This is a genomic window from Marinomonas sp. TW1, assembly GCF_001625355.1.
Taxonomy (GTDB): domain Bacteria; phylum Pseudomonadota; class Gammaproteobacteria; order Pseudomonadales; family Marinomonadaceae; genus Marinomonas.
Window position 1 is genome coordinate 138,364 of record NZ_JSEE01000006.1, and the last position, 25,567, is coordinate 163,930.

The 25,567-nt window shown below is 45.2% G+C and carries 25 protein-coding genes; 13 read left to right on the top strand and 12 right to left on the bottom strand.

Features of this window, described 5'->3' with window-relative positions:
- Positions 1–13: 13 nt before the first annotated feature.
- Positions 14–919, bottom strand: a complete 906-nt coding sequence (locus OA79_RS07115; protein ID WP_063332535.1) for a LysR family transcriptional regulator — start codon at positions 917–919, stop codon at positions 14–16.
- 187 nt (positions 920–1,106) lie between these two features.
- Here OA79_RS07115 and OA79_RS07120 point away from each other — a divergent pair, with 187 nt between their 5' ends.
- The 3 genes from OA79_RS07120 to OA79_RS07130 all read left to right on the top strand — a co-directional run bounded on the left by OA79_RS07120 (position 1,107) and on the right by OA79_RS07130 (position 4,112).
- Positions 1,107–2,222, top strand: a complete 1,116-nt coding sequence (locus OA79_RS07120) for an S-(hydroxymethyl)glutathione dehydrogenase/class III alcohol dehydrogenase (RefSeq protein ID WP_063332536.1) — start codon at positions 1,107–1,109, stop codon at positions 2,220–2,222.
- Positions 2,223–2,294: 72 nt separating this feature from the next.
- A complete protein-coding gene (gene fghA, locus OA79_RS07125; protein ID WP_063332537.1) occupies positions 2,295–3,128 on the top strand; it encodes an S-formylglutathione hydrolase in 834 nt (277 codons plus the stop codon).
- 150 nt (positions 3,129–3,278) lie between these two features.
- Positions 3,279–4,112 carry an SDR family oxidoreductase gene (locus OA79_RS07130; protein WP_063332608.1) on the top strand — a complete coding sequence of 278 codons (834 nt, stop codon included), beginning with the start codon at positions 3,279–3,281 and terminating at the stop codon, positions 4,110–4,112.
- 16 nt (positions 4,113–4,128) lie between these two features.
- Here the strand turns inward: OA79_RS07130 and OA79_RS07135 are convergent, their stop codons facing one another.
- Complete coding sequence (locus OA79_RS07135; protein WP_063332538.1) at positions 4,129–5,142, bottom strand: alpha/beta hydrolase; 1,014 nt, start codon at positions 5,140–5,142, stop codon at positions 4,129–4,131.
- 42 nt (positions 5,143–5,184) lie between these two features.
- The gene (locus OA79_RS07140; RefSeq protein WP_063332539.1) at positions 5,185–5,472 is read right to left on the bottom strand and encodes an HlyU family transcriptional regulator; all 288 of its coding nucleotides are present in this window, start codon (positions 5,470–5,472) and stop codon (positions 5,185–5,187) included.
- 397 nt (positions 5,473–5,869) lie between these two features.
- On the opposite strand from OA79_RS07140, the gene OA79_RS07145 reads away from it, so the two are divergent.
- Positions 5,870–6,094: a VF530 family DNA-binding protein gene (locus OA79_RS07145; RefSeq protein WP_063332540.1), complete on the top strand. Its 225-nt coding sequence runs from the start codon at positions 5,870–5,872 to the stop codon at positions 6,092–6,094.
- 4 nt (positions 6,095–6,098) lie between these two features.
- Here OA79_RS07145 and OA79_RS07150 read toward each other — a convergent pair whose 3' ends face one another.
- From OA79_RS07150 to OA79_RS07160, 3 genes are all read right to left on the bottom strand, one after another.
- On the bottom strand, positions 6,099–7,145 hold the full coding sequence (locus OA79_RS07150) for a GGDEF domain-containing protein (RefSeq protein WP_063332541.1): 1,047 nt from the start codon (positions 7,143–7,145) through the stop codon (positions 6,099–6,101).
- Between the two features lie 79 nt (positions 7,146–7,224).
- Positions 7,225–7,701 (bottom strand): LabA-like NYN domain-containing protein, encoded by a 477-nt coding sequence (locus tag OA79_RS07155; RefSeq protein ID WP_063332542.1) that lies wholly within the window; start codon positions 7,699–7,701, stop codon positions 7,225–7,227.
- A 41-nt stretch (positions 7,702–7,742) separates the two neighbouring features.
- The gene (locus tag OA79_RS07160) at positions 7,743–8,663 is read right to left on the bottom strand and encodes a hypothetical protein (RefSeq protein ID WP_156486227.1); all 921 of its coding nucleotides are present in this window, start codon (positions 8,661–8,663) and stop codon (positions 7,743–7,745) included.
- 215 nt (positions 8,664–8,878) lie between these two features.
- Between OA79_RS07160 and OA79_RS07165 the strand changes: the two genes are divergently transcribed.
- On the top strand, positions 8,879–10,162 hold the full coding sequence (locus OA79_RS07165) for a ribonuclease J (protein WP_231908825.1): 1,284 nt from the start codon (positions 8,879–8,881) through the stop codon (positions 10,160–10,162).
- Here OA79_RS07165 and epmB read toward each other — a convergent pair.
- Entirely contained in the window at positions 10,159–11,178 is a 1,020-nt protein-coding gene (epmB, locus tag OA79_RS07170) for an EF-P beta-lysylation protein EpmB (protein ID WP_063332610.1), read from the bottom strand. The two genes, OA79_RS07165 and epmB, sit on opposite strands and share 4 nt — an antisense overlap.
- A gap of 194 nt (positions 11,179–11,372) precedes the next feature.
- On the opposite strand from epmB, the gene efp reads away from it, so the two are divergent.
- A complete protein-coding gene (gene efp / locus OA79_RS07175) occupies positions 11,373–11,948 on the top strand; it encodes an elongation factor P (protein ID WP_063332544.1) in 576 nt (191 codons plus the stop codon).
- A 66-nt stretch (positions 11,949–12,014) separates the two neighbouring features.
- On the opposite strand, the gene OA79_RS07180 is transcribed toward efp, so the two are convergent.
- The 4 genes from OA79_RS07180 to OA79_RS07195 all read right to left on the bottom strand — a co-directional run bounded on the left by OA79_RS07180 (position 12,015) and on the right by OA79_RS07195 (position 16,888).
- The gene (locus OA79_RS07180; RefSeq protein ID WP_063332545.1) at positions 12,015–13,619 is read right to left on the bottom strand and encodes a GMC family oxidoreductase; all 1,605 of its coding nucleotides are present in this window, start codon (positions 13,617–13,619) and stop codon (positions 12,015–12,017) included.
- A 126-nt stretch (positions 13,620–13,745) separates the two neighbouring features.
- Positions 13,746–14,738 carry an NADP-dependent oxidoreductase gene (locus tag OA79_RS07185; protein ID WP_063332546.1) on the bottom strand — a complete coding sequence of 331 codons (993 nt, stop codon included), beginning with the start codon at positions 14,736–14,738 and terminating at the stop codon, positions 13,746–13,748.
- Positions 14,739–14,896: 158 nt separating this feature from the next.
- Positions 14,897–15,331, bottom strand: a complete 435-nt coding sequence (locus OA79_RS07190; RefSeq protein WP_063332547.1) for a DoxX family protein — start codon at positions 15,329–15,331, stop codon at positions 14,897–14,899.
- 141 nt (positions 15,332–15,472) lie between these two features.
- Positions 15,473–16,888 carry an aminotransferase-like domain-containing protein gene (locus tag OA79_RS07195; RefSeq protein ID WP_063332548.1) on the bottom strand — a complete coding sequence of 472 codons (1,416 nt, stop codon included), beginning with the start codon at positions 16,886–16,888 and terminating at the stop codon, positions 15,473–15,475.
- A gap of 155 nt (positions 16,889–17,043) precedes the next feature.
- Between OA79_RS07195 and OA79_RS07200 the strand changes: the two genes are divergently transcribed.
- Positions 17,044–17,925 carry an EamA family transporter gene (locus OA79_RS07200; RefSeq protein ID WP_063332549.1) on the top strand — a complete coding sequence of 294 codons (882 nt, stop codon included), beginning with the start codon at positions 17,044–17,046 and terminating at the stop codon, positions 17,923–17,925.
- 58 nt (positions 17,926–17,983) lie between these two features.
- Positions 17,984–18,610 (top strand): LysE family translocator, encoded by a 627-nt coding sequence (locus OA79_RS07205; protein WP_063332550.1) that lies wholly within the window; start codon positions 17,984–17,986, stop codon positions 18,608–18,610.
- Positions 18,611–18,625: 15 nt separating this feature from the next.
- Here OA79_RS07205 and OA79_RS07210 read toward each other — a convergent pair whose 3' ends face one another.
- A complete protein-coding gene (locus OA79_RS07210) occupies positions 18,626–19,441 on the bottom strand; it encodes a LysR family transcriptional regulator (protein WP_063332551.1) in 816 nt (271 codons plus the stop codon).
- 132 nt (positions 19,442–19,573) lie between these two features.
- Here OA79_RS07210 and OA79_RS07215 point away from each other — a divergent pair, with 132 nt between their 5' ends.
- The 5 genes from OA79_RS07215 (at position 19,574) to OA79_RS07235 (ending at position 25,567) form a co-directional block, all read left to right on the top strand.
- The gene (locus tag OA79_RS07215) at positions 19,574–19,789 is read left to right on the top strand and encodes a hypothetical protein (RefSeq protein WP_063332552.1); all 216 of its coding nucleotides are present in this window, start codon (positions 19,574–19,576) and stop codon (positions 19,787–19,789) included.
- A gap of 114 nt (positions 19,790–19,903) precedes the next feature.
- Positions 19,904–20,878, top strand: coding sequence for an EF-P lysine aminoacylase EpmA (gene epmA / locus OA79_RS07220; RefSeq protein WP_063332553.1), 975 nt, complete (start codon positions 19,904–19,906; stop codon positions 20,876–20,878).
- Between the two features lie 25 nt (positions 20,879–20,903).
- Entirely contained in the window at positions 20,904–23,192 is a 2,289-nt protein-coding gene (locus OA79_RS07225; protein WP_063332554.1) for an ATP-binding protein, read from the top strand.
- On the top strand, positions 23,182–24,540 hold the full coding sequence (locus tag OA79_RS07230; RefSeq protein WP_063332555.1) for a sigma-54-dependent transcriptional regulator: 1,359 nt from the start codon (positions 23,182–23,184) through the stop codon (positions 24,538–24,540). The genes OA79_RS07225 and OA79_RS07230 overlap by 11 nt, the downstream gene beginning before the upstream one ends.
- A gap of 262 nt (positions 24,541–24,802) precedes the next feature.
- A complete protein-coding gene (locus OA79_RS07235) occupies positions 24,803–25,567 on the top strand; it encodes a GGDEF domain-containing protein (RefSeq protein ID WP_063332556.1) in 765 nt (254 codons plus the stop codon).

Here is a 25,567-nt window from a genome sequence, read left to right on the forward strand (position 1 = left end):
TTTGACGGCTTATTTAATCATAGGCTTGCGGTGGTTTAAATGGCGCATTGTCTTTAAAACAGTCAATCAAATAATCGCAAATGGCTTTTAGTTTTGGAGAAGGGTGGTGGACTTTTGGGTACACCAGCCAAACGCCGCTGTAAGGGTACTGATATTGCGCTAATAATGGCACAAGACGACCAGAGTCGAATTCTTGTTGAACGTAATAATCGGGCAACTGGGCGATGCCTAAGCCTTTTTTGACCGCATCCAATAGCGCTAATCCTGAATTGCTACGCCATTGACTGCTGACTTTGACTTCTTTGCGTTGGCCGTTTTGTTGGAATAACCAATGACTTTTAGAGCCAATCAAACACTTATGTTTACTGAGCTCAGACAAGGTGTGCGGCATGCCGTATTGATCGATGTAGTCACGAGAAGCGCACAGGTACTCTTTACGATCACAAAGGCGTCGAGACAGTAAGCTGGAATCTTTCATCGCACCCATGCGAATGGCTAGGTCGTAATTTTCTTCGAGCAGATCCACAGCACGATTAGTGAGGTGTAGATCCAGTTCAATTTTAGGGTGAGTGGTTAAAAAGTCATTCATCACGGGCGCGATGTATCGTTCACCAAAGGTGGTCGCACAGGTCATTTTAAAGGCGCCTATGGGAGCTTGATTCAGTGAGGAAATAACTTCTTCAGCGCTGCTGAGGGCGGCTGGTAGATCACGACAATGTTGATAATACAGCTCACCTGCTTCACTTAAGCGAATGCGTCGAGTTGTCCGGAACAAAAGTGTGCAACCAAGCTCCGCTTCCAGTTGGGTCACTAAACGACTGACGTGAGAAGCTGAGACGCTTAGTTTGATGGCGGCTGCCGAAAAGCTGCCTTGTCGAACGACTTCCACAAAGGCTTCCATTGCTTCCCAATTTTTCATTATGCTGCCCTAAATTGATCAAAATAGAGTGTTATATTATAACTACTTGATGCTCTTTTGAAATTATTGTTGCTGTATGACAATAATAATTTGCCAATAGGAGCATTATCGTCTCAATGATTTACGACTACACTCCTCTTACTTGATTTAGAAAGTGTCGAATTCAAACCAATTTTGGGAGTACGCAATGAAATGTAAAGCCGCTGTTGCTTGGGGACCAGGCCAACCGTTAAAAATCGAAGAAGTGGATGTACAGGACCCGCAAAAAGGCGAAGTACTCGTTCGTATGGTGGCAACGGGTGTTTGTCATACGGATGCGTTTACTTTGTCTGGTGAAGACCCTGAAGGTATTTTTCCTGCGATCTTAGGTCATGAAGGCGCGGGTGTTGTCGAAGCGGTTGGCGAAGGTGTAACGACGCTAAAAGTAGGCGATCACGTTATCCCACTGTACACAGCAGAATGTGGCGAATGTAAATTCTGTCAGTCTGGCAAAACCAACCTTTGCCAAGCGGTCCGTGAAACACAAGGGAAAGGCCTAATGCCAGATGGCACCAGCCGTTTCAGCATCAATGGCGAGCCTATTTTCCATTACATGGGGACGTCTACTTTTTCTGAGTACAGCGTGGTTCCTGAAATTTCTTTGGCAAAAATCCACGTTGATGCGCCACTAGAAAAAGTCTGCCTATTGGGTTGTGGTATCACAACAGGTATCGGTGCCGTTCTCAACACAGCGAAAGTGGAAAAAGGCGATACCGTGGCTATCTTTGGTCTTGGTGGCATTGGTCTGTCTTGTATCCAAGGTGCTCGTATGGCGGGGGCTTCTCGCATTATTGCTATCGATATCAACGAATCTAAGTTCGAAATGGCGCAACAATTTGGTGCGACTGATTGTATTAATCCGAAAAACTTCGACAAGTCTATCCAAGAAGTCATCGTGGAAATGACAGACGGCGGTGTGGATTACTCGTTTGAGTGTATCGGTAATGTGCAAGTGATGCGTTCTGCGCTTGAGTGCTGCCATAAAGGTTGGGGCGAATCTATTATCATTGGTGTGGCGGGTGCTGGACAAGAAATCTCTACTCGTCCATTCCAATTGGTCACGGGGCGAGTCTGGAAAGGTTCAGCGTTTGGTGGTGTAAAAGGTCGCAGTCAATTACCAGGCTATGTAGAAGATTACATGAATGGCAAGATCGAAATTGATCCATTTGTGACACACACTATGCCACTGGAACAGATCAATGAAGCGTTTGACCTAATGCACGAAGGTAAGAGCATTCGTACGGTTATTCTGTTCGATCAATAAGTGTGACGTTATCGCTGATTTTATTAATGCGCATTGCCTAAGCTTGGTGGTGCGCATTTAGAGGAGAGAATCATGGAACTTATATCCAGTACCAAAAGCTTCGGCGGTTGGCTAAAGCGTTACAAGCATGAGAGTTTGTCCGTTAAAGGCGAAATGACCTTTGCGATTTATCTGCCCCCTCAAGCAGAAAGCCAATCGGTGCCTGTTTTATATTGGTTATCCGGTTTAACCTGTTCCGACGAAAACTTCACCCAAAAAGCCGGTGCGTTTCGCAAAGCGGCGGAGTTGGGTTTGGCCATTGTTTGCCCAGATACCAGTCCCCGTGGCACGGATTACCCCGGTGAACACGACAGCTATGATTTTGGCTCTGCGGCAGGGTTTTATTTGAATGCAACCGTAGCACCGTATTCGAATACCTACCATATGTATGACTATGTGGTGCAAGAGTTGCCGCATTTGGTGGAAGCCAATTTTCCTGTGACGGACAAACGTTCTATCTCCGGTCATTCCATGGGCGGTCACGGAGCTTTGATTTGCGCATTGAAAAATCCAGGACATTATCAATCGGTCTCCGCGTTTGCACCGATTGTAAATCCAACGGATTGCCCGTGGGGTGAAAAAGCCTTTACTGGGTATTTAGGGGAAGATAAAAGCACTTGGCAGGAATGGGATGCGAGTTTATTGATCGCGAACGCCAAAGAGCGCTTGCCGTTGCTGGTGGATCAAGGCGAAGCCGACAACTTTCTTGTTGAACAGCTGAAACCTGAAGCTTTAGAAGCTGCATGTGACGCCGCTGGTCATCCGCTGACCCTTCGTCGTCAGCCAGGTTATGATCACAGCTACTTTTTCATCGCCAGCTTCATCGATGAGCATCTAGAGCATCATGCTAAGGCGCTAGAGCTTTAGACTGAGTTCTTGAAGCAAAAAAAAGCGAGCAGTGTCTCGCTTTTTTTGTTTATTTTTTCGCTTATTTCTCACCGTGACTTTCCCCTGACATTTGTTACCATGCTAGCTGATTTGTATCTTGATTAAAGGCGATCATTCATCATGAATAGCATGCAATATTCTGTTTTGATTACGGGCTGTTCCAGTGGGATTGGATTGGAAGCGGCGCGTATGCTGCAACAGCGAAATTTTTTAGTGGTGGCCAGCTGCCGCCAACAAAAGGATGTGGAAGCATTAAAGTCGCAGGGTATTGAGCATGTGGTGCAGTTAGATTTAACCGACCCCGAGTCCATTGAGGCTGGCCTTGCTGCGACTTTGGAAATGACTGGTGGACACTTGTTTGCCTTATTCAATAATGGGGCTTATGGACAACCTGGCGCGGTGGAAGATTTGCCTGTCGCAGCCTTGCGAACACAATTTGAAGCGAATGTATTTGGTACGCATGATTTGACCACTCGAGTGGTCAAGCTGATGCTGGCTCAGGGTTATGGCCGTATCGTGCAAAACAGTTCAGTACTGGGCATGGTTGCCGCGCCATTTCGTGGTGCTTATAACGCCAGTAAGTTTGCTTTAGAAGGGTTGACGGATACCTTGCGAATGGAGCTTCATGACACGCCATTGAAGGTCAGTTTGATTGAGCCAGGGCCAATAGAAAGTCGTTTTCGTGCGAATGCGTTGCAAGCGTTAAAAGACAATGTTGATATCGCCGCCAGTCGTCACCAACAGGGTTATCAAGAAGCCGTTGCTCGTTTGAGCAAAGAAGGCGCGACCTCATCACAAACTCTGCCGGCCAGCGCGGTAGTAAATAAGCTGATTCATGCGTTGGAATCGCCTCGTCCGAAAGCACGCTATTATGTGACAACACCGACTTATGCTGCGGCTTTGATGAAGCGCGTTTTGCCAACTGTCTTGTTGGATTGGGTGATGCGCCGCCAAGGCAGCTAATCTGTCTTGTTGTTGCTTATTTTGTGGCGGTCAGTTGCGCCAACCAATCATCCATCGCCTGTAAGTATGCTTTTCTGGCCGTTTCATGAGACAGGTACAAATCATGGAAGCCTTTATCAATCACCGCTTCAGTGAGGTTGGTAAAGCTGTTTTCAGCAGCTTGTTTCATGCTGTCTACGTCCAGTACGCCATCGCCTTGTTGCGTTTCGGCCACGCTGTCTTTGCCAATGGTGCTGATTTTGGAACGACAGAATAAGGTCGGTATGCTGAGACTTTGTTGCGCTAAATTACGTTGTGCCAGAATAATTTCCCTTAGCCAATGAAAGGATAGATCAAAGCCTTCGGCAGGTTTCCAGTCGAGTCGATAATCCCATTCTCCACCAAAACGACGATGTAAGCTTTTGGCATAAGTGGTGATTTTTTTAGCGCGCAAATAAGAGAAAGGCAATGCTGATACCAATATACGGATCGGCCAACTGATGCGATTTAGCACCGCTGGTGGAAATGGCAACGCCAGAAAAGGGCTGTTGAGCATTAAGCCGATCACGTCAGGGAACGGCATTTGGTAATGGCTTTCTCGTTCCGGCAAAGCATAAGGCTGTGCCAAATAGGTGGAGACCACCAGGCCGCCCGTTGAGTGAGCCAAGATAATTACTTGTTCAACACCATCTTGTTTCATGGTCGCCAAAGCAATGTCCAAATCTTGACTGTATTGTTCTACCGAGTCACACCAGTTTGGTGGCGTTGTTGGGCGAATCGAGCGTCCATAGCCTTGCAAATCTACCGCGTAAAAGCGGTAACCTTGATCAACAAAGTGTTGCGCTAAGCCAGTTTGGTAAAAATAATCCGTGTAGCCGTGTACATACAAAATGGCTTTGCTGGCCTGTTGATTCCCTAAGTGATGAATCAAAGTGGTGTGCACTTGTGTTTTAGGGCCAGCGAAAGCAAAGGTTCGATAATAGAAGTCCGCGCCCAATTGGTCTTCACCTTGATTCAGTAAACGCCAAGCTTGTCCTAATGGTGCGCTCATGGAGGCTTCTCTTGTTTGTTGATGAGTATTCGTTACATAGTATTAGTTGAACAGGTTTTTGCCTAACTGATCGATGGTCAGTTTGGCTTTACGAACAGTGATTTCAATGCATTCATCACGGTTTGGCATTAGGTCTGAACGAATGAAGTTATGTCTTTTTTGCTCTTCGCCTTCTCCTAAGGTGATGGTGGCCGCCACGCGGTATTGGCCGCCATCTTTCATTGGCGAAGGGATAATTTGGTAGCCATTATATTCAATGGCGTCTTCGGTTTTCTCTGCCGCCGCTTCACCACCTGAAAACAGCCCTTTTAGACCAGATAAAATACCCATTGGTTTCTTCTCCTAATTGTTATGGTGGTTATTCTTCGGGGATTTGTCTCATTAGTCAAATACCGATTGTCTGTTGTGTCTCAATCTTAGGTGAAATTCCGTTATACTCTTGGTTAAGGAAGGTGCGAATAAGTCTTCTGAACATCAGTCTTATCAGAGAAATGGCCTATCAAGGCAAGAGTGAGCAGGAATGTTAATACCTTTCAATCACTCTTAACACAGAGAGGCCGTTTCTCTAAAAGACCCGAAGGGCGTGAGCTAAGCTCTCTTTATTCTTTGTTAAGCTTCTTGCCAATATGTTCATATTGGACGGCGAAACTTGCCTCGAATACAAGAGAGTTATCCACACGCTGAAGTCAGTGGACTTGTTCGTACCTTCCTTAATTCAAACAAGGTGATGAAATTGAAAGAAACACAAAACAACAATCCTCTTCATGGGGTGACATTAGAGAAAATGGTAACCGATCTTCAGGCTCACTTCGGATGGGAAGAATTGTCTTTTTTGGTGAACATTAACTGCTTTAAAAAAGACCCTTCGGTTAAATCGAGTTTAAAGTTTTTGCGTCGTACGCCTTGGGCCCGTGAAAAAGTTGAAGCGCTTTATATCAACACGTTCTACTAGCGGATTAATTGATTTCATCCGCTAGATCGCTGTGGTGTACCAGATTACGGCCTTTGTGTTTTGCTGAGTAAAGGTTTTTGTCGGCCGCTTTGAGGAATTTTCTAAACGAGTGGCCTTGTTGTAATTTGGCGATGCCTATACTGACGGTAATTTTGATTTGATGTTGGCTGGCTCGAAACACGCTGTGTTCAACGCGTGCACGTATGTTTTCAGCAAAATCATAGGCTTGGGTGGCTGATGCATCTTTTAAAATAATGAGGAATTCCTCCCCTCCAATGCGATACACATTGTCTTTATCAGCATAAAACTGCAGTAATTCAGATAATTCGATGAGTACTTGATCGCCCACTTCATGACCACATTCGTCATTCACCGTTTTGAAAAAATCAATGTCAACAACGAGCAGTCGTGTGGCCCATTCCGTATCAATGTAAAGGTTTTGGGTTTCGCGATTAAAGTGATCGAAGAAGAGTTTTAAAGCGTGGCGATTTTTAGCACCAGTGAGTGGATCCTCAAACGCCATTTTAGCCAATAACTGGTTGTTTTGTGTCTGTTGTAATTCATAGAGATAACAAACGCCGTAGATCATGAAATAGGCCAGCACAAAGTTGAGAATGGAGCGGTATTGAATAAAACTGTCAGTATCTGATCGGTAATAAATAATAAAGATGGCAGGGAAAGACGCCAAAATGGTGTAGCAAAGTCCCGCTTTTGCACCACCGAGTAAACAGAAAATAGCCGGTAATAAAATAAGCCAGTAGATGGAGCCTGCTCTTAAGTCGGCAAAAGCAAAGGCCAGAATAGCAGTACAACAAAGCGTGATGATAAAGACATGTCGATGCCATGCTTTACTTTGGTTGTGGTAAGACACCCAGAAAAAATAAAAGTTAAGCGCGGCGAGCACCACTTGAAATCCGCCTAAGATTCTTTGCTCTAACATAAAGCTATTAAGCAGGCAGAAAAACAGAATAATGATGCCTGTACTTAAGCTCAGCCATTTGTGAAGCGTATTACGAGTCGCGTTAAATATGGAGTTGGTAACAGGGCTCATTTATCTACATCTCAAAGAAAAATAAGGACGATCAAATTCAAGATCCATATTCTCTCTCAAAAGACTAGATGAGTTTTACTTATTTAAGTAACAAATTGTTATCTATCGGTGTGAAGTGGGTTGCAGCTTGAATCAATGATTGTGCTGTTAAGGCTTCAACGCCAAAGACTTCTACTTTGGTTTGATGTTTATTGATCAAGGTTTTGGCCAGTAGATCAAAGTCGCCATCACCAGATGCCAACACTAATACATCCGCATCACGACCGTACTCTAAAGCGTCAATGGTAATACCCACATCCCAATCCCCTTTAGCGGAACCATCAGCGCGTTGAATAAAGGGCTTTAATTTCACCTCGAAGCCAATGGCACGCAATATATTTTGGAACTGGCGTTGTTTTTCATCCCCTCGATCAATGGCATACGCGATGGCTTTGACAACCTGTCTATCGGCCGTTATTTGTCGCCAAAACGCATTGTAGTCAAAGGAACGGCCAAAGCTGTGGCGGGTGGTGTAATAAATATTTTGGACGTCGACTAAGATGGTCACGTTTTGCATTGCAAGCTCCTGTATGGCTCGATTGGTAATTTAAGCCACTGTTAGTTAGCTGGCAAGGTGACCTTTAGCTTGGTCTGTTGTGCCAACATTTTTTGCTCTGCGATTAACGTTAGTTGTTTTAAATTCATCGCGTCACTGGGTGAAAATATCAGTGACAGAGTCGTTGGCTCTAATAAATATTGATCAAGTGTACGTGCTAGATCCAAAGCGTTAGAACTAGCTTGTGGAGCAAGTTTGAGTTGATCCATTAACTGGCTAAGCTTGAGGATTCGCCACTCATTTGGGTGTTGTGTCCAATCACCAGAAAGATGTTGAAGTAATCCCGTATCTTGGTAGGTGATGCTAAGCTGTTCAATACTAAGCTGTTCCCCATAGAGATATAAAATGGCTTCGGGCTGGCCTAATGCCACGGACGCTAACAAGTCAGTACGAAGATCCACTAATGAGAGATCCTGTTTTGACACTTGTGTGTGGCTGATGACATCTAGCTTACCCGCGTCTTTGATGTCTAAATTCAGATGAGATTCTAGAGTGTCACCCTCCAAAGTAGACTGAAAAGAACCCTTGCCTAAGACGTGTTTGAGTCCCGCTTGTCGGAATAAGGCCGCCGTCTCTCGTGAGAGCTGATTAACCGGTGTCTCTTTTATCCAAAAATCCACGTCTAGATTGGGTTGCTTGAATAAGTAAGAGTTGAACGAAATGCGAGCGAAATTGAGCCAAGGTGCAGAGTTGGGACCAAAGCGCACATTTTCTAATGACGGTGTGAGTGTAAATGGATCAAGGTGCACAGAGTCATATTCGATAAGGGCTTGCAGCCCTGCGTTGGTAATGCGTTGTTGAATTTTTTCTTCGGCGTATTCTGCGCCAAATTTTTGGATTAAATACAGAGCAAAAATGACGGCGCAGGCCGCGAGAATCAAAAAAGAGACAGTCTTTGCCATCTTGGGCATGAAATTATTCAAACGTATTTTCCATCGTGGTGCGTAGGTGAATTAGCGGCAACATAATCCCAACAAGATATGTTGCTAGACAGGCTGTGATCTTATCGGAAAGTACGTAGTATAGGAAAGACAAAGCTTACCATTCTAGATTAACTGAGGAGGTTAATATCCGTCATTTAGTACCGTCGTCACAGGATTTATGGTTTTTACCCTTAGGTGGCACAGGTGAAATCGGTATGAACATGAATCTTTATGGGCATGACGGGCAATGGTTGATGGTGGATTGCGGTGTGTCTTTTAATGAGCCTTTATTGTCTCAAGATGCCCTGACATCCGAAGTGGTTAGCGCGGATCCTAGCTTTATCAGTGAACAAAAAGAGCGTCTAGCTGGTATGGTCATCACCCATGCGCATGAAGACCATGTCGGGGCGGTGCCTTATCTATGGCGGCGCTTCAAATGCCCTGTGTACACGACCCGTTTTACCGCTGAAGTATTGCGCCGTAAATTGGCTCAAGCTGGCTTAGAGCAAGATGTGCCCATTATTATTGTGGAAGACAGTGAGAGCAAACGGATTGGTTCGTTTCAGGTCACTTGGTTGGCCTTAACCCACTCCATGCCTGACGCTTTTTCAGTGACCATTGATACGCCAGCCGGACGAGTGTTTCATACTGGTGATTGGAAAATCGACAAACAACCTGTGGTTGGAGAAGGCTTTGTGGCCAGTCGCTTTAGTGCGTTAGCGAAGCAAAATGTGCTCGCCATGGTGTGCGATTCAACCAATGCACTGCAAGCGGGCCATTCCCTTTCTGAAAGCGACTGTTACCAAGGCTTGTTAGCGGCCATTAAAGAGGAAAAAAATCGTGTGGTGGTTGGCTGCTTTAGCAGTAATCTGGCGCGTTTGGTGTCGCTTGGTCGAGTGGCACAAGAAACGGGGCGTTACCTGGCGTTAATTGGTCGTTCTTTGCTGAATATGGTCAGTATTGCCCGTGCGACAGGTCATTGGCCTGAGGATTTGCCTTTAATCGACGCCGCGCATATTGGTTATTTACCCCGAGAAGAAGTGCTGGCGGTGGCGACCGGCAGTCAAGGTGAGCCAAGAGCAACCTTGAATCGCCTTGCCGCGAATAATTGTTTTGATTTGACGCTGGAAGCCGGTGATCTGGTGCTGTTTTCCGCCATGATGATTCCGGGCAATGAAAACGACATTATGCGTTTGGTTAGTCAATTTAAAGGGCAAAAAATTCGCACCTTACAGCAGCAAGATACAGACTTACCCATTCATGTGAGTGGTCACCCTTATCAGGATGAATTGCGACAACTGTACTCTTGGGTTCAGCCGGAAATCGCCATACCCGTTCATGGGGAGGCGGCGCACTTGGCCGCCAATGCCGAGGTTGCCAAAGCCAGTCATGTACCAAGGCAGCTGGTTGGAAAAAATGGCGACCTGTATCAACTTGCGCCGAATGTTACTGTGATACGCCAAGCCGTAAAAACCGGCCGCATTGCCTTACTGCGTTAGTTGGATTCAAAGATGGGCGCAAACACCGTTTTGGCAGTTTTGCCGGGAATCTCTTTGGCGAGTCTCGGGACCAAATATCCTGGTAATTCGGCGGCGACCTTGCCCATCAGTTGCTGCGCCGCTTCAACGGAAATGTCGAAGTGTGCCGCCCCCGCAACGGGATCGAGTGTAAACAGGTAATAAGGCAAAATGCCGGCCGAGAACACCGCTTCGCTTAAATCCACTTGCGCTTGCACCGTATCGTTAATGTCCTTAAGTAGCACACCTTGATTTAATAAAGTGACACCGGCGCTTTTGAGTCTAAAAGCCGCTTCCATGACTTCTTGATCGACTTCATTAGCATGATTGATGTGCCACACCATAACGATGTCTAAACGGCTTTTGGCAAAACTGGTGAGTAAGGCATCGCAAATGCGAGCCGGGATGACCACAGGAAGACGTGAATGAATGCGTAAGCGTTTGATTTGCGGTAAGGCTTCTAACTTGAGCAGCTTATCCGCTAATAAGGAATCCTTCATCATCAGTGGGTCACCGCCACTTAAAATGACTTCATTGACCTCTGGATGAGCTTCTAGATAGTCGATCACACTTTGCCATTCGGCTTGTGCTAATTGATTATCACCATAAGGGAAATGGCGCCGAAAACAGTAGCGACAGTTTATCGCACAGGTGCCTGTGGTAATGACCAGCAGACGGCGTTTGTACTTATGGACAATGGCTTTTTGTGGCGTGTGCTCCGCTTCGTCTAACGGATCCGCGGTATAACCGGAAACCCTCTGCATTTCGCGTGGACTGGGAAGGATTTGCTTCAATAAGGGGTCGTCAGGGTTGCCGTATTCGATGCGTGATAAATAGGGACGAGGGGCTAACAGACGAAAACTTTGGTGCGCTGCCATGCCTTGAGGAATCAAGTCTTTTGGTAATCCCAGATGGTCAATGAGCTCAGGTAAGGAAGTAATCGCCTGAGTAAGGTGTTCGGGCCAAGTTAGCGTCTGTTCAGTTTGAATTGGTATCACGTCAAATATCTGCAAAATTGAGTTAATTTAGGTTATGATTGCGCCAACGAATTTCGGCCAATGAGGCCTTTGGCTCATAAAGATCTCTGCAAACGCTATTTTATAATGAATGACATAAAAACGTTTGCAGAGATCTTAGACTGACATGATACGCCAGTCAGAGCTTTTTCTCTAAACATATACGGTGAGGATGTATGGCTAATATTTCTACCAGTGACATGCGCGGCGGCACAAAAGTAATGGTTGATGGCGATCCATGTGCAGTTTTGGATAACGAACACGTAAAACCCGGTAAAGGCCAAGCTTTTAACCGTTTAAAGTTACGTAACCTTAAAACCGGTCGTGTTTGGGAACGTACCTTTAAGTCTGGTGATACCTTGGAAGCGGCTGATGTAATGGATACCGATATGGAATACCTTTACACAGACGGTGAGTTTTGGCACTTCATGGCAATTGATGGCTCTTTTGAGCAACATGCTGCGGATGAAAATGCCATTGCTGATACAAAGCATTGGTTGAAGGAACAAGAGAAATACGTTGTGACTTTATACAATGGTGCGCCACTGGCGGTCACGCCACCTAACTTTATCGAGTTAGAAGTGGTGGAAACGGATCCAGGTGTGAAAGGTGATACGGCGAACGGTGGCTCTAAACCGGCTTTCCTGACCACGGGCGCTATGGTTCGCGTGCCTTTGTTTATTAATATTGGTGAAGTCTTGCGTGTGGATACTCGTACTGGTGAATACGTTTCTCGTGCGACGGGCAAATAAGCCTTGTTAGCACAGTAGGATCGAAGAGAAAGGGAAGCGTCGGCTTCCCTTTTTTATGCCCGCGATTTATTCAGTGTCTGCTGTCTTACCTGACAAAATGTGTTCGGCTACTTTGTTGGCAATTGCCAGTGTTGGGGCGGTGGTATTGCCGCTGACCAATGTTGGCATGATGGAAGCATCAACGACTCTGAGTTTATTGATACCAATTACGTGAAGATTTTCATCCACTACGGACATCTCATCTGTGCCCATTTTACAGGTGCCAACAGGATGGTAAATACTTTCTGCGTGTTGTCGTATGTAGTCTATTTTTTCTGCTTCTGTCAGAATTTTCTTGGTTGGTCGCCAAGCTTGTTTGGAAAAATCTTGTAGTTTTGATTGCTGTAAAATCTCATTGGCACAATCGAATGCTCTTAGCATGCCTTGCATGTCTTCTGCTGCGGCCAAATAGTTAGCTTCAATTCTGGGCGCATCAAAAGGGGAGTTGGAATGCAAACCAATATGACCACGACTGGCAGGGCGCAGTAAGCATGCTCTTAGGGTGTAACCAAAGTATCGTGTGGTTGGCCATAAGTTAAGACCGTGATCGACTTCAACGGCAGGCAAAAAGTGCAGCTGCACATCGGGTCTTGGATTGTCTTTTTGCGTGGCGACAAAGGCACCTGCTTCCGCCATATTTGAGGCCAATAAACCGCGACGCTTCGTGTATTGCATCACGGCCTTGATGCCTTGTGGTAAGAAGCTTGGGTGAAAGGAAATGCTGGAGCGGGTTTTGTCCAAGTGGATCAAGCTAATGTCTAAATGGTCTTGCAAATTTTGTCCTACCCCTGCTAGCTCATGTTCAACTTTAATACCGTGAGGGGTTAATTCATGACTCGCACCAATGCCGGATAACATAAGAATCTGCGGGCTGTGTATGGCGCCAGCGGACAGCAAAATTTCTTTATTGGCCTTGAGAAAATGAGACTTACCGTCTTTGCGATACAAGACACCTGTGGCGGTCTTATCGTGTAGTTGAATCTTTTCTACCTGAGCATGAGAGAGGATGGTTAAATTTTTTCTGTGTTTGGCTTTGTCGAGAAAAGCGTGAGCCGCACTGCAGCGTTGACCACGGTTTTGCATGACATCATAAAAGCCTGTCCCCAATTGTTTTGCGCCGTTAAAGTCTGAATTTAAAGGAAGACCATATTGTTGGCAGGCATCCACAAAAGCCTGTGAGAGCGGGTGTTGGTGTCGAAGGGCTTGTACCTGTAATTCGCCATCGCCTCCATGCCAGGTATTTTCGCCTCTATGATAATGCTCAGTGGCTTTAAAATGAGGTAATAAGCTCGCGTAATCCCATCCCTTTATCCCGTGTTTTTGCCAATCATCATAATCTTGCGCTTGGCCGCGGGTGTAACACATGGCATTGATTGCTGAGCTGCCTCCTAACCCCTTTCCTCGGGGCCAGAATAATTGTCGATTGGCTAAATTCGGTTCGGCTTTGGTGCGTAATGCCCAATTGAATTGACGGCTACGCATCAAGCCAATAATGCCAGCAGGAATGGTAACTAAGGGGTGGTTATTTGAACCGCCCGCTTCCAGAAGGGTAACTTGCCATTGCGGGTTTTGTGACAAGCGTTCAGCTAACAAACAACCTGCTGCACCGCCGCCAATAATGATGTAATCCATATAAAGCACTCATTTTCGTTATTAGTATCGCGCTAATGGATTGATGTTACCTTATGTTTGTTGATGACAGAACCAATAAAAAAGGGGAAACCATTTTGGTTTCCCCTTTGCTTGTGATTGCAAAAACTACAGCTCTACGATCAATTTGCCTTGGTTTTTACCTTCAAACAACATATTGATACCGCTGGTGGCATTTTCTAGGCCTTTTAAGCTATGAGCTCGATATTTCAATTCCCCTTTCGTTAGCATTCCACCTAATGCTTGTCCGTATTCTGGAATACGGTGGAAGTGATCTGGCATAGTGAAACCTTGGATAGTAAGGCGGCGCTTGATAATGCCAATCCAACTTGGGCCAGGTGCAGGTTCGGCTTTTTGATAGTCGGCAATCAGTCCGCATACGGCAATGCGGCCGTGTGGGTTCATGCGGTCAAAAATGGGCTCTTGCGCTGTGCCACCGGTATTTTCGAAAAACAGATCAATGCCATTAGGCGTAGCCTTGTGTAACTGTTCAACAAAATCTGCGTTTTTATAGTTGATGGCATGATCAAAGCCCAGTTCACTGGTTAGCCATTGACACTTCTCATCAGAACCTGCCACACCGATTACGGTCAGGCCTTTGTTTTTCGCCATTTGACCGACTAATGAACCGACAGAGCCAGCCGCTGCGGTGACGATAAGTGTCTGACCTGCTTCTGGTTTTAACACTTCAAACACACCGTGATAAGCGGTAATGCCAGGAAGAGCGATAACAGATAAAATGGCTTCTGCAGGCAATTCTTTAGGGATTTGATTGAGATTGTCACCATTGCTTAGAGCGTATTCCGTCAATCCCATAAGGCCCATGACTCGGCTGCCAACGGGGAATTTATCGTTCTCAGAGGCGACGACTTCACCTATGCCGCTGGCACGCATGGTGTCGCCTAATTTCACTGGAGGAATGTAGCTGTTTTCATCGGCACTCATCCAACCACGCATTGCAGGGTCTAATGATAAATGTGTTAGTTTCACCAACACTTCCCCTTCTGAGGGTTGAGGGATTTCTTGGGTGACTATGTCAAACAGATCTTCTGTAATTTCCAGCTCGGGACGTTTCACGAGCGTAATTGAGCGATAAGACATGTAATATTTTCCTTTTTAAATGTGCTGACAAGTGTAGTCGAAATAGATTGGCTTAATGGTCAATTTTTATGGAGTCAATGTGCAGTTGAGAGAATAAAAAAGCCCTTACCATCGGCAAGAGCTTTTCAGTTAGGAGCGCTTATTTTTACGAAGATGGATTACTTACTAATCAGTTTGTCCACAGACAAAGAGCCTGCGCCACTGAAAGCCAAAGATAAGCTGGCAACTAACAACGTTAGAGCGTATTCATAACCATTGTTTGCCATGAAAAGGCCATTGCTGAAATGCACAGAGAAGATGGCGATCAACATAGTAAATGCTAAGGCAACACCGGCTGGACGAACCAACAAACCAATGACCAAAGCCAAACCACCAAAGAATTCTGCGCTGCCGGCCATCAATGCCATTAAGTAGCCAGGTTCAAGGCCGATTGAAGCCATCCACTGACCTGTGCCTTCCAGACCATAGCCGCCGAATGAGCCAAACAGCTTTTGGGCGCCATGAGCCATTAGAATCAAACCGACTGGAATACGCAGAATGGTGCTCGCCCAGCCAGAAGAAGTACGAGTAATGTTTTGAATGAATGCTTGCATAGTTTTTACCTTGAAATTTTTTATGGACGATAGAAATACTATATACAATTTATGACAGAATAAGTAACGAAGTATTTTGATTTAGCGGTTCAAAAAAGTTGAACAACAATAAGACTCTTTCCTCATAGAGGGGAACGTTGTTTAACTCACTTTGCTGTTGATTAACTCACATAAGCTTAATAATTGCTGATGAGTATTGTGCTTGTCCGCTTCCGCTTCTAGGGGCCAGCCACAGTTGATACGAAAACAATCCGTATAAAAATCGTGGGTACTAAAGCAAGCGCCACTACGAATGTCTATGTTGAGTTGCTGAGCATCCGTTTCCAATTGCACTGCATTTAGCCCTGGAACTTGTATCCATAACACCATTCCGCCTTGTGGCGTGCTGATTTTAGTGTTTACTGGCAACGCTTTGGCTAAGGTTTGTTGATATTGGTGAATGTGTTGTCCCATTTGATAACGAATGTTGTTAACATGGCGACGGTATTCGCCAGTATTGATAAATTCAGCCATGCAGGATTGTACTAAGCCATTCACGCCAAAACTGGTGAGTGTGTGTTTGCGCATGTATTCCGTAAAATAGCGGCCAGGCTGACACCAGCCTAGTCGCATGCCTTCGGCCAAAATTTTTGAAAAGGACCCGCACCAAATCACATAGCCTTGTTGATCCCAATACTTTGCTGGCAAAGGTACTTCTTTAAGGTGGCTTAATTCAAAATAGACATCGTCTTCTATCATGGGAATTTGGTATTTTGCTGCCAGTGCGGCTAAGCCTTGTTTTTGCTGATCAGAAAAGCTGATGCCATTGGGGTTGATGTTGTTGGTGCTGAACAAAGAAGCCTTGACTGTCCCTTGTTTGAGTAACTGCTCAAATTGCGGTAAATCTATTCCTGCTTGCCCAATGGGGACTTCCACCACCTGTCTTGATAAGGTGGTCAGTAAATCCAATAAACCGCTAAAACAGGGAGAGCCGATCGCGATGGTATCACCTTCATGGGTCAGCGTTTCTATGGCTTTTTTGACGCTGTCGATACAGCCATTGGTGATCACCAGCTCGTGGCTAGAAAAGGCCAAACCATAACCGCGTAAATGCTCGGTTAAGGCGTTTCTCAATACGGTTTCCCCTTGAATATCAGGGTATTGAAAAAGCGGCTGGCTGGCGCGATGCGCGACACGTTTGATACTGCGTTGCAAACCTGTGTTGGGCAACAGTTGTGGCGCGATCATAGAAGTGCCAAGCGGACTGAAAAATTCAGAATGTGGATTGTAGCCTCGACTGGGGGCGTACTTCTTCGGGTCTCTTTGTTCCATTAATAGGTTAGAAAGAGCAGGAAAAGCGCTACTCTTGATACGACTAGCAACAAAATAGCCGGCTTGCGGCCGCGCATAAATCCAACCGGTTTGTTGAAGATATTGATAAGCGCGCGTTGCCGTTGTCATGCTGACTTGATGCTGTTTTGTGACTTTTCTAAGGGCAGGGAGGCGCGCACCAGCAGGCAGTTTATGGCTATTCATTAGCTCGATAAAATGTTCTGCCAAACGTTGAAACTTAGACATATGGCCAGCCTTTTCCTGATTGAGTTAAGTGAGTTGCATCAGCGTAGCAGAATTGTACTCTTATTTTTATTTAAAATTGAATCTGCACTCTTTTGTCTTTCGTCGTGATACTAACGATGTCGTGTATCGCTTCGTAATGAGAAAGGAAGAAGAGAATGAAACTGAGAGACTTTGGTTTATTGTTCGTATTGATGGCCTTATGGGGATTGAACTTCAGCGTGATTAAATTAGGGGTGAATAATATTGATCCTCTTATGCTGACGGCATTGCGCTTTACCTTTGCGGTGTTTCCTTTGGTGCTTTTCATTAAACGTCCGAATGTTCAGTGGCGTTATCTTATCGCTTATGGATTGTCGTTTGGTGTCGGTGTTTGGGGTCTAACCACCTTATCGATTCGTTTAGGCTTATCGGCGGGCATGGCCTCCTTGCTACTTGATATGAGTGTGGTGAGCAGCTTGTTGGTGGGCTATTTTTTATTGAAAGAGAGGCTGACGCTCAACAAGTTATTGGGAGCGGGGCTGGCCTTGATTGGCCTATTCATCATAATGCAGGCGGATGGTGGTGCTATCACTATGGCTGGGCTGGTATTGGTATTGTTCGCCTCGACTTGTTGGAGCCTAAATGGTGTCATCGTGAAATGGGCCAATACACGAGAAATTTTTGCCTTTAATGTATGGGGGATGTTGTTTGCCCCAGTACCACTAGTGCTGCTGTCTGTGCTGTTAAATGGCACAGGTGTAATAACGACCTTACTCAGCGAATTTAACCAATCAGCCTTATTTTCAGTGTTATTTCAGGCTTATCCAACTACTTTATTGGGGTATTGGCTGTGGAATAAAATGATAGTGAAGTACTCTATTTCCAGTGTGGCTCCCATGACTCTATTGGTGCCAGTGTTTGGTATATTGGGTGGGTATTGGTTTTATGATGAAGTGATATCACTCAGCCAGATAGTGGCAGGTGGACTGATTCTTATAGGATTGTTTATCAGTCAAATGTCATGGACTGGGTTGCGTTTAAAGCGCAGTCTAGTTTGAGGTTGAGGTTGAGGTTAGCGAAAATACTAAAACGCCAAGTTAGCAAAGGAAGAAAACAATGCAGGATATTCATTACGGTTTGATTTTAATGGCTGCCTTTGTTGCGGTGGCAAGTCCTGGGCCTGCTAACTTAGCCATAGCGAGTACGGCGATGAGTTCAGGACGATCTCATGGCGTCGCAACCGCGTTGGGGGTACTGACGGGATCGTTTATTTGGTCTTTTTCTGGCGCTTTTGGTATGGCTGCCGTGATGTACACCAATGCCTGGTTATTTGAAACCTTGCGTTACCTTGGTGCAGCCTACTTACTTTTCTTGGCGTTTAAGTCTTTCAAATCGGTGGTACGGCCTAAGCCCATCACATTAGAACAAGTACCGACTAAATCTCTTAAAGTAGATTATTTACGAGGCTTAGCGATCCATTTAACCAATCCGAAAGTCATCTTGTTTTTTGGTGCCTTGTATTCCATGGGGGTGCCAAGTGACGTTGAAATGGATGGGTTACTTTCGATTATTTTCTTGATTGGTTTGCAAAGTCTGTGTCTCTTCCTTGGTTATGCTTTGATGTTTTCTCATGAAGGGTTTCGACGTGTCTATTTTAGAATGAGTCGAGTCTTTGATAGCCTTTTTACACTGTTTTTTGGTGTGGCTGGTGTGAAAATGCTACTCAATAAAATCAATCTTTAGTGGTTAAAAATGACGCTAGGTTTGAGCCAATGTATGAGAAATACGTTGGATTAAACGCCGTACCTCTGGCAGGTAGCGATCTTCATGGTGGGTTACCAACCATTGATCATGACTGAGTTCATCTATGATTTCATCCACCTTATGCAGAGAAGCATAAGCATCGCCAATAAAGGTTGGCAACAGAGCAATGCCTTTATTGGCCAGTGCCAAATCCAGACTGTTTCTTGGACTGTTCACTTCACACACTGGGTTATCGTCAATGTTGTTATTTAGCCATTGCGCGGATGGTGTATTGGCGATGACTTTGATCCAGCGATCAGGTGCTTGTTGAGTGGCATAAGGAGCAAACTCAATACGCTTCAGTTTTCGACAAACGAGTGACGCTTCCGTGGGACGTTGATTGCGAAAGCCAATGACCACTTCACGATGAGATATGGCGAGTTTTTTCTCTTCAGAAACAAATCGTAGACGAAGATCAGAGGGGGATCCGGCCAAATGGTCTAAGTTTTTGATCAAGGCTAAGGTAGTCCAAGTGCCTGCGGATATTTTTACCAATGGTTGAGGCGTTCCAACGGTGACGGTTTGTTGCAGAATCAGATGTTCTATTTGGGTCAATTCGCTTAATAAATGCTGCCCATCGGGCGTTAGCGCGTAACCTCTATCATGACGATAGAAAAGCTCACGTGCCATGCTACGTTCAAGTTCGTACATTCTTCTGCTTAAGGTTGCTGGACTTCGTTGGCTGACTTTGGCTGCAGAAGACAGTCCGCCTTGGCGAGCAACGGCCAGGAAGAGTTTGAGATCATTCCAGTCTATATCCTTTTCAAACATGAAAAGACCTTTTCAAAGTGTTTTGTTGTTGAAAAGAGATTACGTCTTATCCTAGGTAAGTCAATAATTACTTTTCTTGAAACAAAGTGGAAGGCGCGCTTCTAGGCTTGCTCAATACTTTATGGAGGTCTTATGTGTCACCCTGAAACGCCTGACGATTACCTTTATCAATACAATGGAATAAGTGATGTGCCTTTTTCTTGTCCTTCCCTGACCCCTGAGCAAAAAAAAGAACAAGCCTTTTATGAGGAGCATGGCGGTGGTGATGTCATGGAGAACTGGCGTCGTCTTTGTCATTATTTTGGCCTTATTAAAAAGGCGAATGATGAAGAAAAAAGGCTTGGTTAAAGGCTAGGAGGTGCCTGTCTGTTCTTCTTTTAATAGTGTGAAATGTCGACAACCAAAGTGAATGTATAAGCAAAAATTTGCTATGATGGGCTTTATTTTATAGAGCTTTTACTTATGTATGATGCCGCATTATGGCAACCCAGTGCCGAGCTTTCTGTATTACGTCAGCGCGCGGATTTATTTGGCAAAATACGACAATTCTTTGCTGATCGTGACGTGATGGAAGTGGATACGCCATGTTTGTCCTTAGCGAGTATTTCTGATCCCCATATTGAAGTGCTGACGGCCAACACCCACTCAATGGGGCAAGACCTTACCTATTATTTGCAAACCTCACCAGAGTTCGCCATGAAGCGTTTGCTGTGCGCTGGCGCTGGTTCTATTTATCAGTTGGGAAAGGTGTTCAGGGCGGAGGAAATGGGGCGTCGTCACAGTATCGAATTTACCATGTTGGAATGGTATCGCGTTGGCTTGGATCATTGGCAATTGATGGCGGAAATAGAAGCCCTGTTACAGGCGTTGATTGCGCCGAGCTTACAATGTGATTACCTCAGTTACCAGCAAGCGTTTATCGACTTTACCGGGCTAGATCCCTGGCAGGTGAGTCTCGAAGACCTGCAAGCGTGCGCGCATCAAGCAACCGAATACGGTTTGCAGGAAACGGACCGAGACACGTTATTGGAATTGATTTTTGCCAGCGTGATCGAGCCTAAGATTGCTCAGCAGCAACCGTGCTTTATCCACAGTTATCCTACGTCTCAAGCGGCTTTGGCGAAGTTGCATTCAAATACGGATGGCAATCAGATGGCGGCTCGCTTTGAGCTTTATTGGCAAGGCATGGAGCTGGCAAACGGTTACCATGAACTGACCGACGCACAAGAGCAGGCGGCTCGATTTGTTCAGGATAAAGCACAAAGACAGAAAGCCGAATCGGTTGAGCGTCAATTTGATGAACGTTTGATTACTGCGTTAGCTCATGGGATGCCAGATTGTGCTGGAGTGGCGTTAGGTGTTGATCGTCTGCTCATGCTAATCTGTGGCAAAAAGGACATTGCCGAGGTGTTGGCGTTTGCTCATGAGCGGGCTTAATACAATTGAGTGAAATGAGGTTTTGGTGAGCAAATTATCCGATACGTTGAGTGAGGCTGCGGCTTTGTCTGTCGCCCCTAGAAAAATCATCGTGCTGTCTTTGTTGGCAATATTCTTATTGTTGATTGCCATCATCTGGAAAGGCGGAGAAGCGCTCAAAAATCGTCAGATTGAAGAATTACAAGTGACGTCTGAGGAGCAGTTGGCGCAGCTGGCCAATGTGATTGAAAGTGCCATTGCCAAATATCAACATATGCCGACCTTATTAGCGACCAATGGCCGTGTTAAAAAAGCGTTACGAGATGGTTTTTATCATGATATTTCTCAGTTAAATCTCGAATTAGAGCAAATCAATCGTATCACTGAAGCCTCTGACAGTTATATCTTGAATAAAGATGGTCTCACCATCGCGGCTTCCAATTACCAAAGTGACGCCAGTTTTATTGGCAATAACTTTGCTTTTAGACCCTATTTTCAACAAGCTATTCAAGGCAAACCGGGGCGCTATTATGCCTTGGGAACCACCTCGAATCGACGCGGCTATTATTTTTCTTATCCTGTTGTGGATGAAGAGGAGATCATCGGTGTGGCCGTGGTGAAAGTGGACATCAGTCAGTTTGAGAAGCGCTTTGCCAATCAAAACTATGACTTTTTATTGCTTGATCCGGATGGCGTGGTGTTCAGTAGCTCAAGACCAAGTTGGCTTTATCAAGTTCTGCGTGGTTTGTCATACAGCGAGCTGAAGCGCATTGCTGAATCCCAGCGCTACAAAGACAGACCCATTGAAAAACTTCCTATTGCTTATCAGAAACCTTTGAGTGAAAGGGCCACCTTAGTGGATGTGCTAGAAGCCAATCCCTTGAATGGTGAACTTGAACGCCGCTCTTACTTGAAAATGAGTCGACCCATTCAGCTATTGGGGTTCACCATTTCCATTTTGTCGCCATTGAAATTAATCAATGAAGAAATTGCGTTATGGCGTGCCATATTTGCGGGTGGTTTAACCATTACCGGCTTGTTGGCTGGTTTGGCTTTGCTACGACGTCGAATGCTGTTAGAGCGATATAATGCTAATGAAATGACGCGCCACAACCAAGCTTACATTCGCGAGGTGATTCAAAATACGCAAGCAGGCTTGGTTACTTTGGATGACAAACATTGCATCGAATCTTTTAATCCGGCCATTGAGAAATTGGTAGGACAACCACTGAGTACTCTAATAGGGCAGCCCTTACAGAATGTATTTCACGCCGATGATCAGCAAAAATTCGCTAGTGTTTGGCGTGCCGATGATAAATTGGGCATCAAAGTTGTGACCTTGGAAGGGTATTTGCAATGGGATGCAGTGGATTCGGTTCCCGTTGAGATGACACTTTGTGAAATGAAATTGCCTAATCGTCGCAGTTATTTGGTGACCTTTCATGATATGACGGAACGCAAACGCTACGAGCAAGAAGTTATGCAGGCGCAGCTCGAGTTGGAAAAACGCGTCCGTGAACGAACCTTTGAATTAGAACAGGCCAACCTTTTGCTGCGTCAGGAAATGGCGGGCCATAAAGACACTCAGCGAGAGTTGATTCAAACCGCTAAATTGGCCGTGCTTGGACAATTAAGTGCGGGATTAAACCATGAATTAAATCAGCCTTTAACCGCTATTAGAGCCTTTGCGGGCAACGGTTTAAAGTTTCTCGATCGACAAAATTACCAACAAGCTCATAGCAATCTTGAACAGATCAATCAGCTTGGTCAGCATATGAGTGATATTATTTCTCGTTTTAAGGTGTTTGCTCGTAAAGGGGATGTGCAGCAAGGTCCTATTGCAGTACAAACGGCCATCATTGGTGCCATTAAGATTATTTCACCGCGTTACAAAGAAGTCGGTATTGAGCTGCAAGCTCCTGAAGATAAAGGCTTTATTGTGCAAGGTGACATGGTGTTTTTGGAACAAGTTTTGGTCAATTTATTAGCCAATGCGGCGGACGCTATTCAAGAAGCGAAGAAAAACTCAGTAGATCGTTTACAAAGAGTGAGCATAGAACAAATCGCCAATCAACATGACGTGACGATTTGTGTTCGAGACTCGGGTGACGGTCTGACTGATGATGCGATAAAGCATTTGTTTGAACCTTTCTTTACTTCTAAATCTTCAGGCGTTGGTCTGGGGTTAGGTTTGTCGATCAGTCAGCGAATTGTTGAAGTGATGGGTGGGCAAATTAAAGCTCACAACCGTCCAGAAGGTGGCGCAGAGTTTGTGGTGATATTGTCACGTTTCCAATCCAAAAAAATCAGTGAAAGAGAGCCGCATGACGGATAAAAATCAGGTAATTTTAATTGACGATGAACAAGCTGTTCGCATGGCGATTTCTCAAACTTTGGCGTTAGAGGACTTTGCTGTCGCTGAGTTCAGCGCCACGCAAGGGGTGACAGAAAAGCTATCAATAGATTGGCCCGGGGTAATTGTCAGTGATATTAACCTGCCCGGACAAAGTGGCTTGGATTTGTTTGAAGACGTCAAAAAAATTGACGCCGAAATCCCTTTCATTTTGATTACAGGTCATGGCGACATCAGCATGGCCGTCAGCGCGATCCGTGACGGCGCGTATGATTTTATTGAAAAACCTTTTTCCAACGAGGATTTTGTGGAAGTGGTTAGGCGTGCCAGTGAAAAACGCCGTTTGACCCTGGAGAACCGCAATTTACGCCTTGAACTGGCAGCACAGAATGCGCCAGGTCCTCGTATCATAGGTAACACACCTGGGATTCATCGTTTACGTCAGGCACTCTTGCATGTGGCGGATACTGGTGCGGACATTCTGATTCAAGGGGAAACCGGAACCGGTAAAGAGCTGGTGGCAAGGTACATTCATGAGCACAGCTCTCGTCGTGGTCAACCTTTTGTCGCGATTAACTGTGGTGCGGTGCCGGATTCCATTATGGAATCGGAGTTATTTGGTCATGAAAAAGGCGCATTTACGGACGCGAAAACACAGCGTATTGGTAAGTTAGAGCATGCAAACGGCGGTACGCTTTTCTTAGATGAGATCGAAAGCATGCCAATGTCCATGCAAATTCGTCTATTGCGAGTGTTAGAAGAAAGGCGCTTAGAGCGTTTGGGGTCTAATAAAGCCATCGATCTTGACCTACGTATTCTAGCGGCGACAAAAGTGGATCTAAAGCAACTCAGCGAAGGTGATAGCTTCCGCGAGGATTTGTACTACCGACTCAACGTCGTACGAGTAGACATTCCTCCTTTGCGAGAGCGTAAAGATGATATCTCACTGTTATGGCAGCACTTTTGTCTAGTTGCGACGGCACAATATAAACGAGAATCCGAACCCTTGTCTGCTGCGCGTATGCACAGCTTGTTAAGTTATGATTGGCCGGGAAATGTGCGTGAGCTAAGGAACTTGGCTGAACGTTATGTGTTAATGGGGGAGGCTGGTTCCTTCGAGTTTGATCAAATCATCATCAATGAAAATAACCCAGGGGTGATGACGTTACCTGAGCAAATGGAACGTTTTGAAAAAACGTTATTAGAGCAGGAGTTGATACGTCAAAAAGGCTCAATCAAAGACACCATGGATGCTTTGGGTTTGCCAAGGAAAACCCTGTACGACAAGATGCGTAAGTATGGTTTGGATAAAGATCTGTACAAACAATAACCCCAATTTAAGCAAAGAAATGTTAAATAATTAAGGGGTTGTTTACTTATGTAACTGTTTTTTGTAACTTAAAAAGTCATGCCGATTTTTTATCATACATGCGTTCTATCGTTTAGCTTGATATTGCATAATAAAAACAGATTAAACTGAGTGTACATCACTGTGTTTGTTGGGTAAGAAGTATTGTGCTGATTTAGGTAGAAGACACAGATGCAGTTTGTGATTCTTCTGGTTTTATCTATCTATTTGCCTTGGGGGCACAGTGACGCCAATTATTCGACATTTATTACGTTCATTAGGACGTACTGGTTTAGTGCTGGCACTAACTGTCTCTGCCATTCTTATCTCCATACTGTTAAATATTACCTTTGTAAAGCTATTCGATTTCGCCCCTAGCCTTCATCGCGATGTGATGTTGATCATCCTCATTGCAGGTTTAACGACACCTATTTTATCTTGGTACCTGGTCGGATTGTTGTTGCGTGTCGATGTTATGGAGTGTGAGATGACACAGCTTGCTTCAATCGATAGCCTCACCTCTGTTTATAATCGTGGCTATTTCTACAAAAAGAGTTTGATGGCTTTGTCATCGAAAGCCAGTTTAAAAAAATCGGGAGTGTCCGCATTTTTTGTGCTGGATTTGGATGGTTTCAAACAAATTAATGACCAGCACGGACACCTTTTCGGTGATCAAGCTCTGGTGTGTTTTGCGGAAACCTTGCAAAGTATTTTTCATGATCCAAACGTGGTTGCTCGTTTAGGTGGTGATGAATTTGCTGTGTTGCTGTGCAATGCCACTGAAGCGGAGGTAGCAAGTTTTGCTCAAAGTATTTTGGACCGTGTACGTAACTCAGCCTTGGTCACCGAGCAGGAAACAGTGAACTTCACTGCCAGTATTGGCGTAGCAACGTTTCAAGGGCAGGGCGAACAGGTGTTTGAGAAAGCATTTCAGACCGCAGATAAAGCCTTATATGACGTGAAAAGAGCGGGGCGCGACGGCTATAAAATCCAAGCCGTCGATCATTAA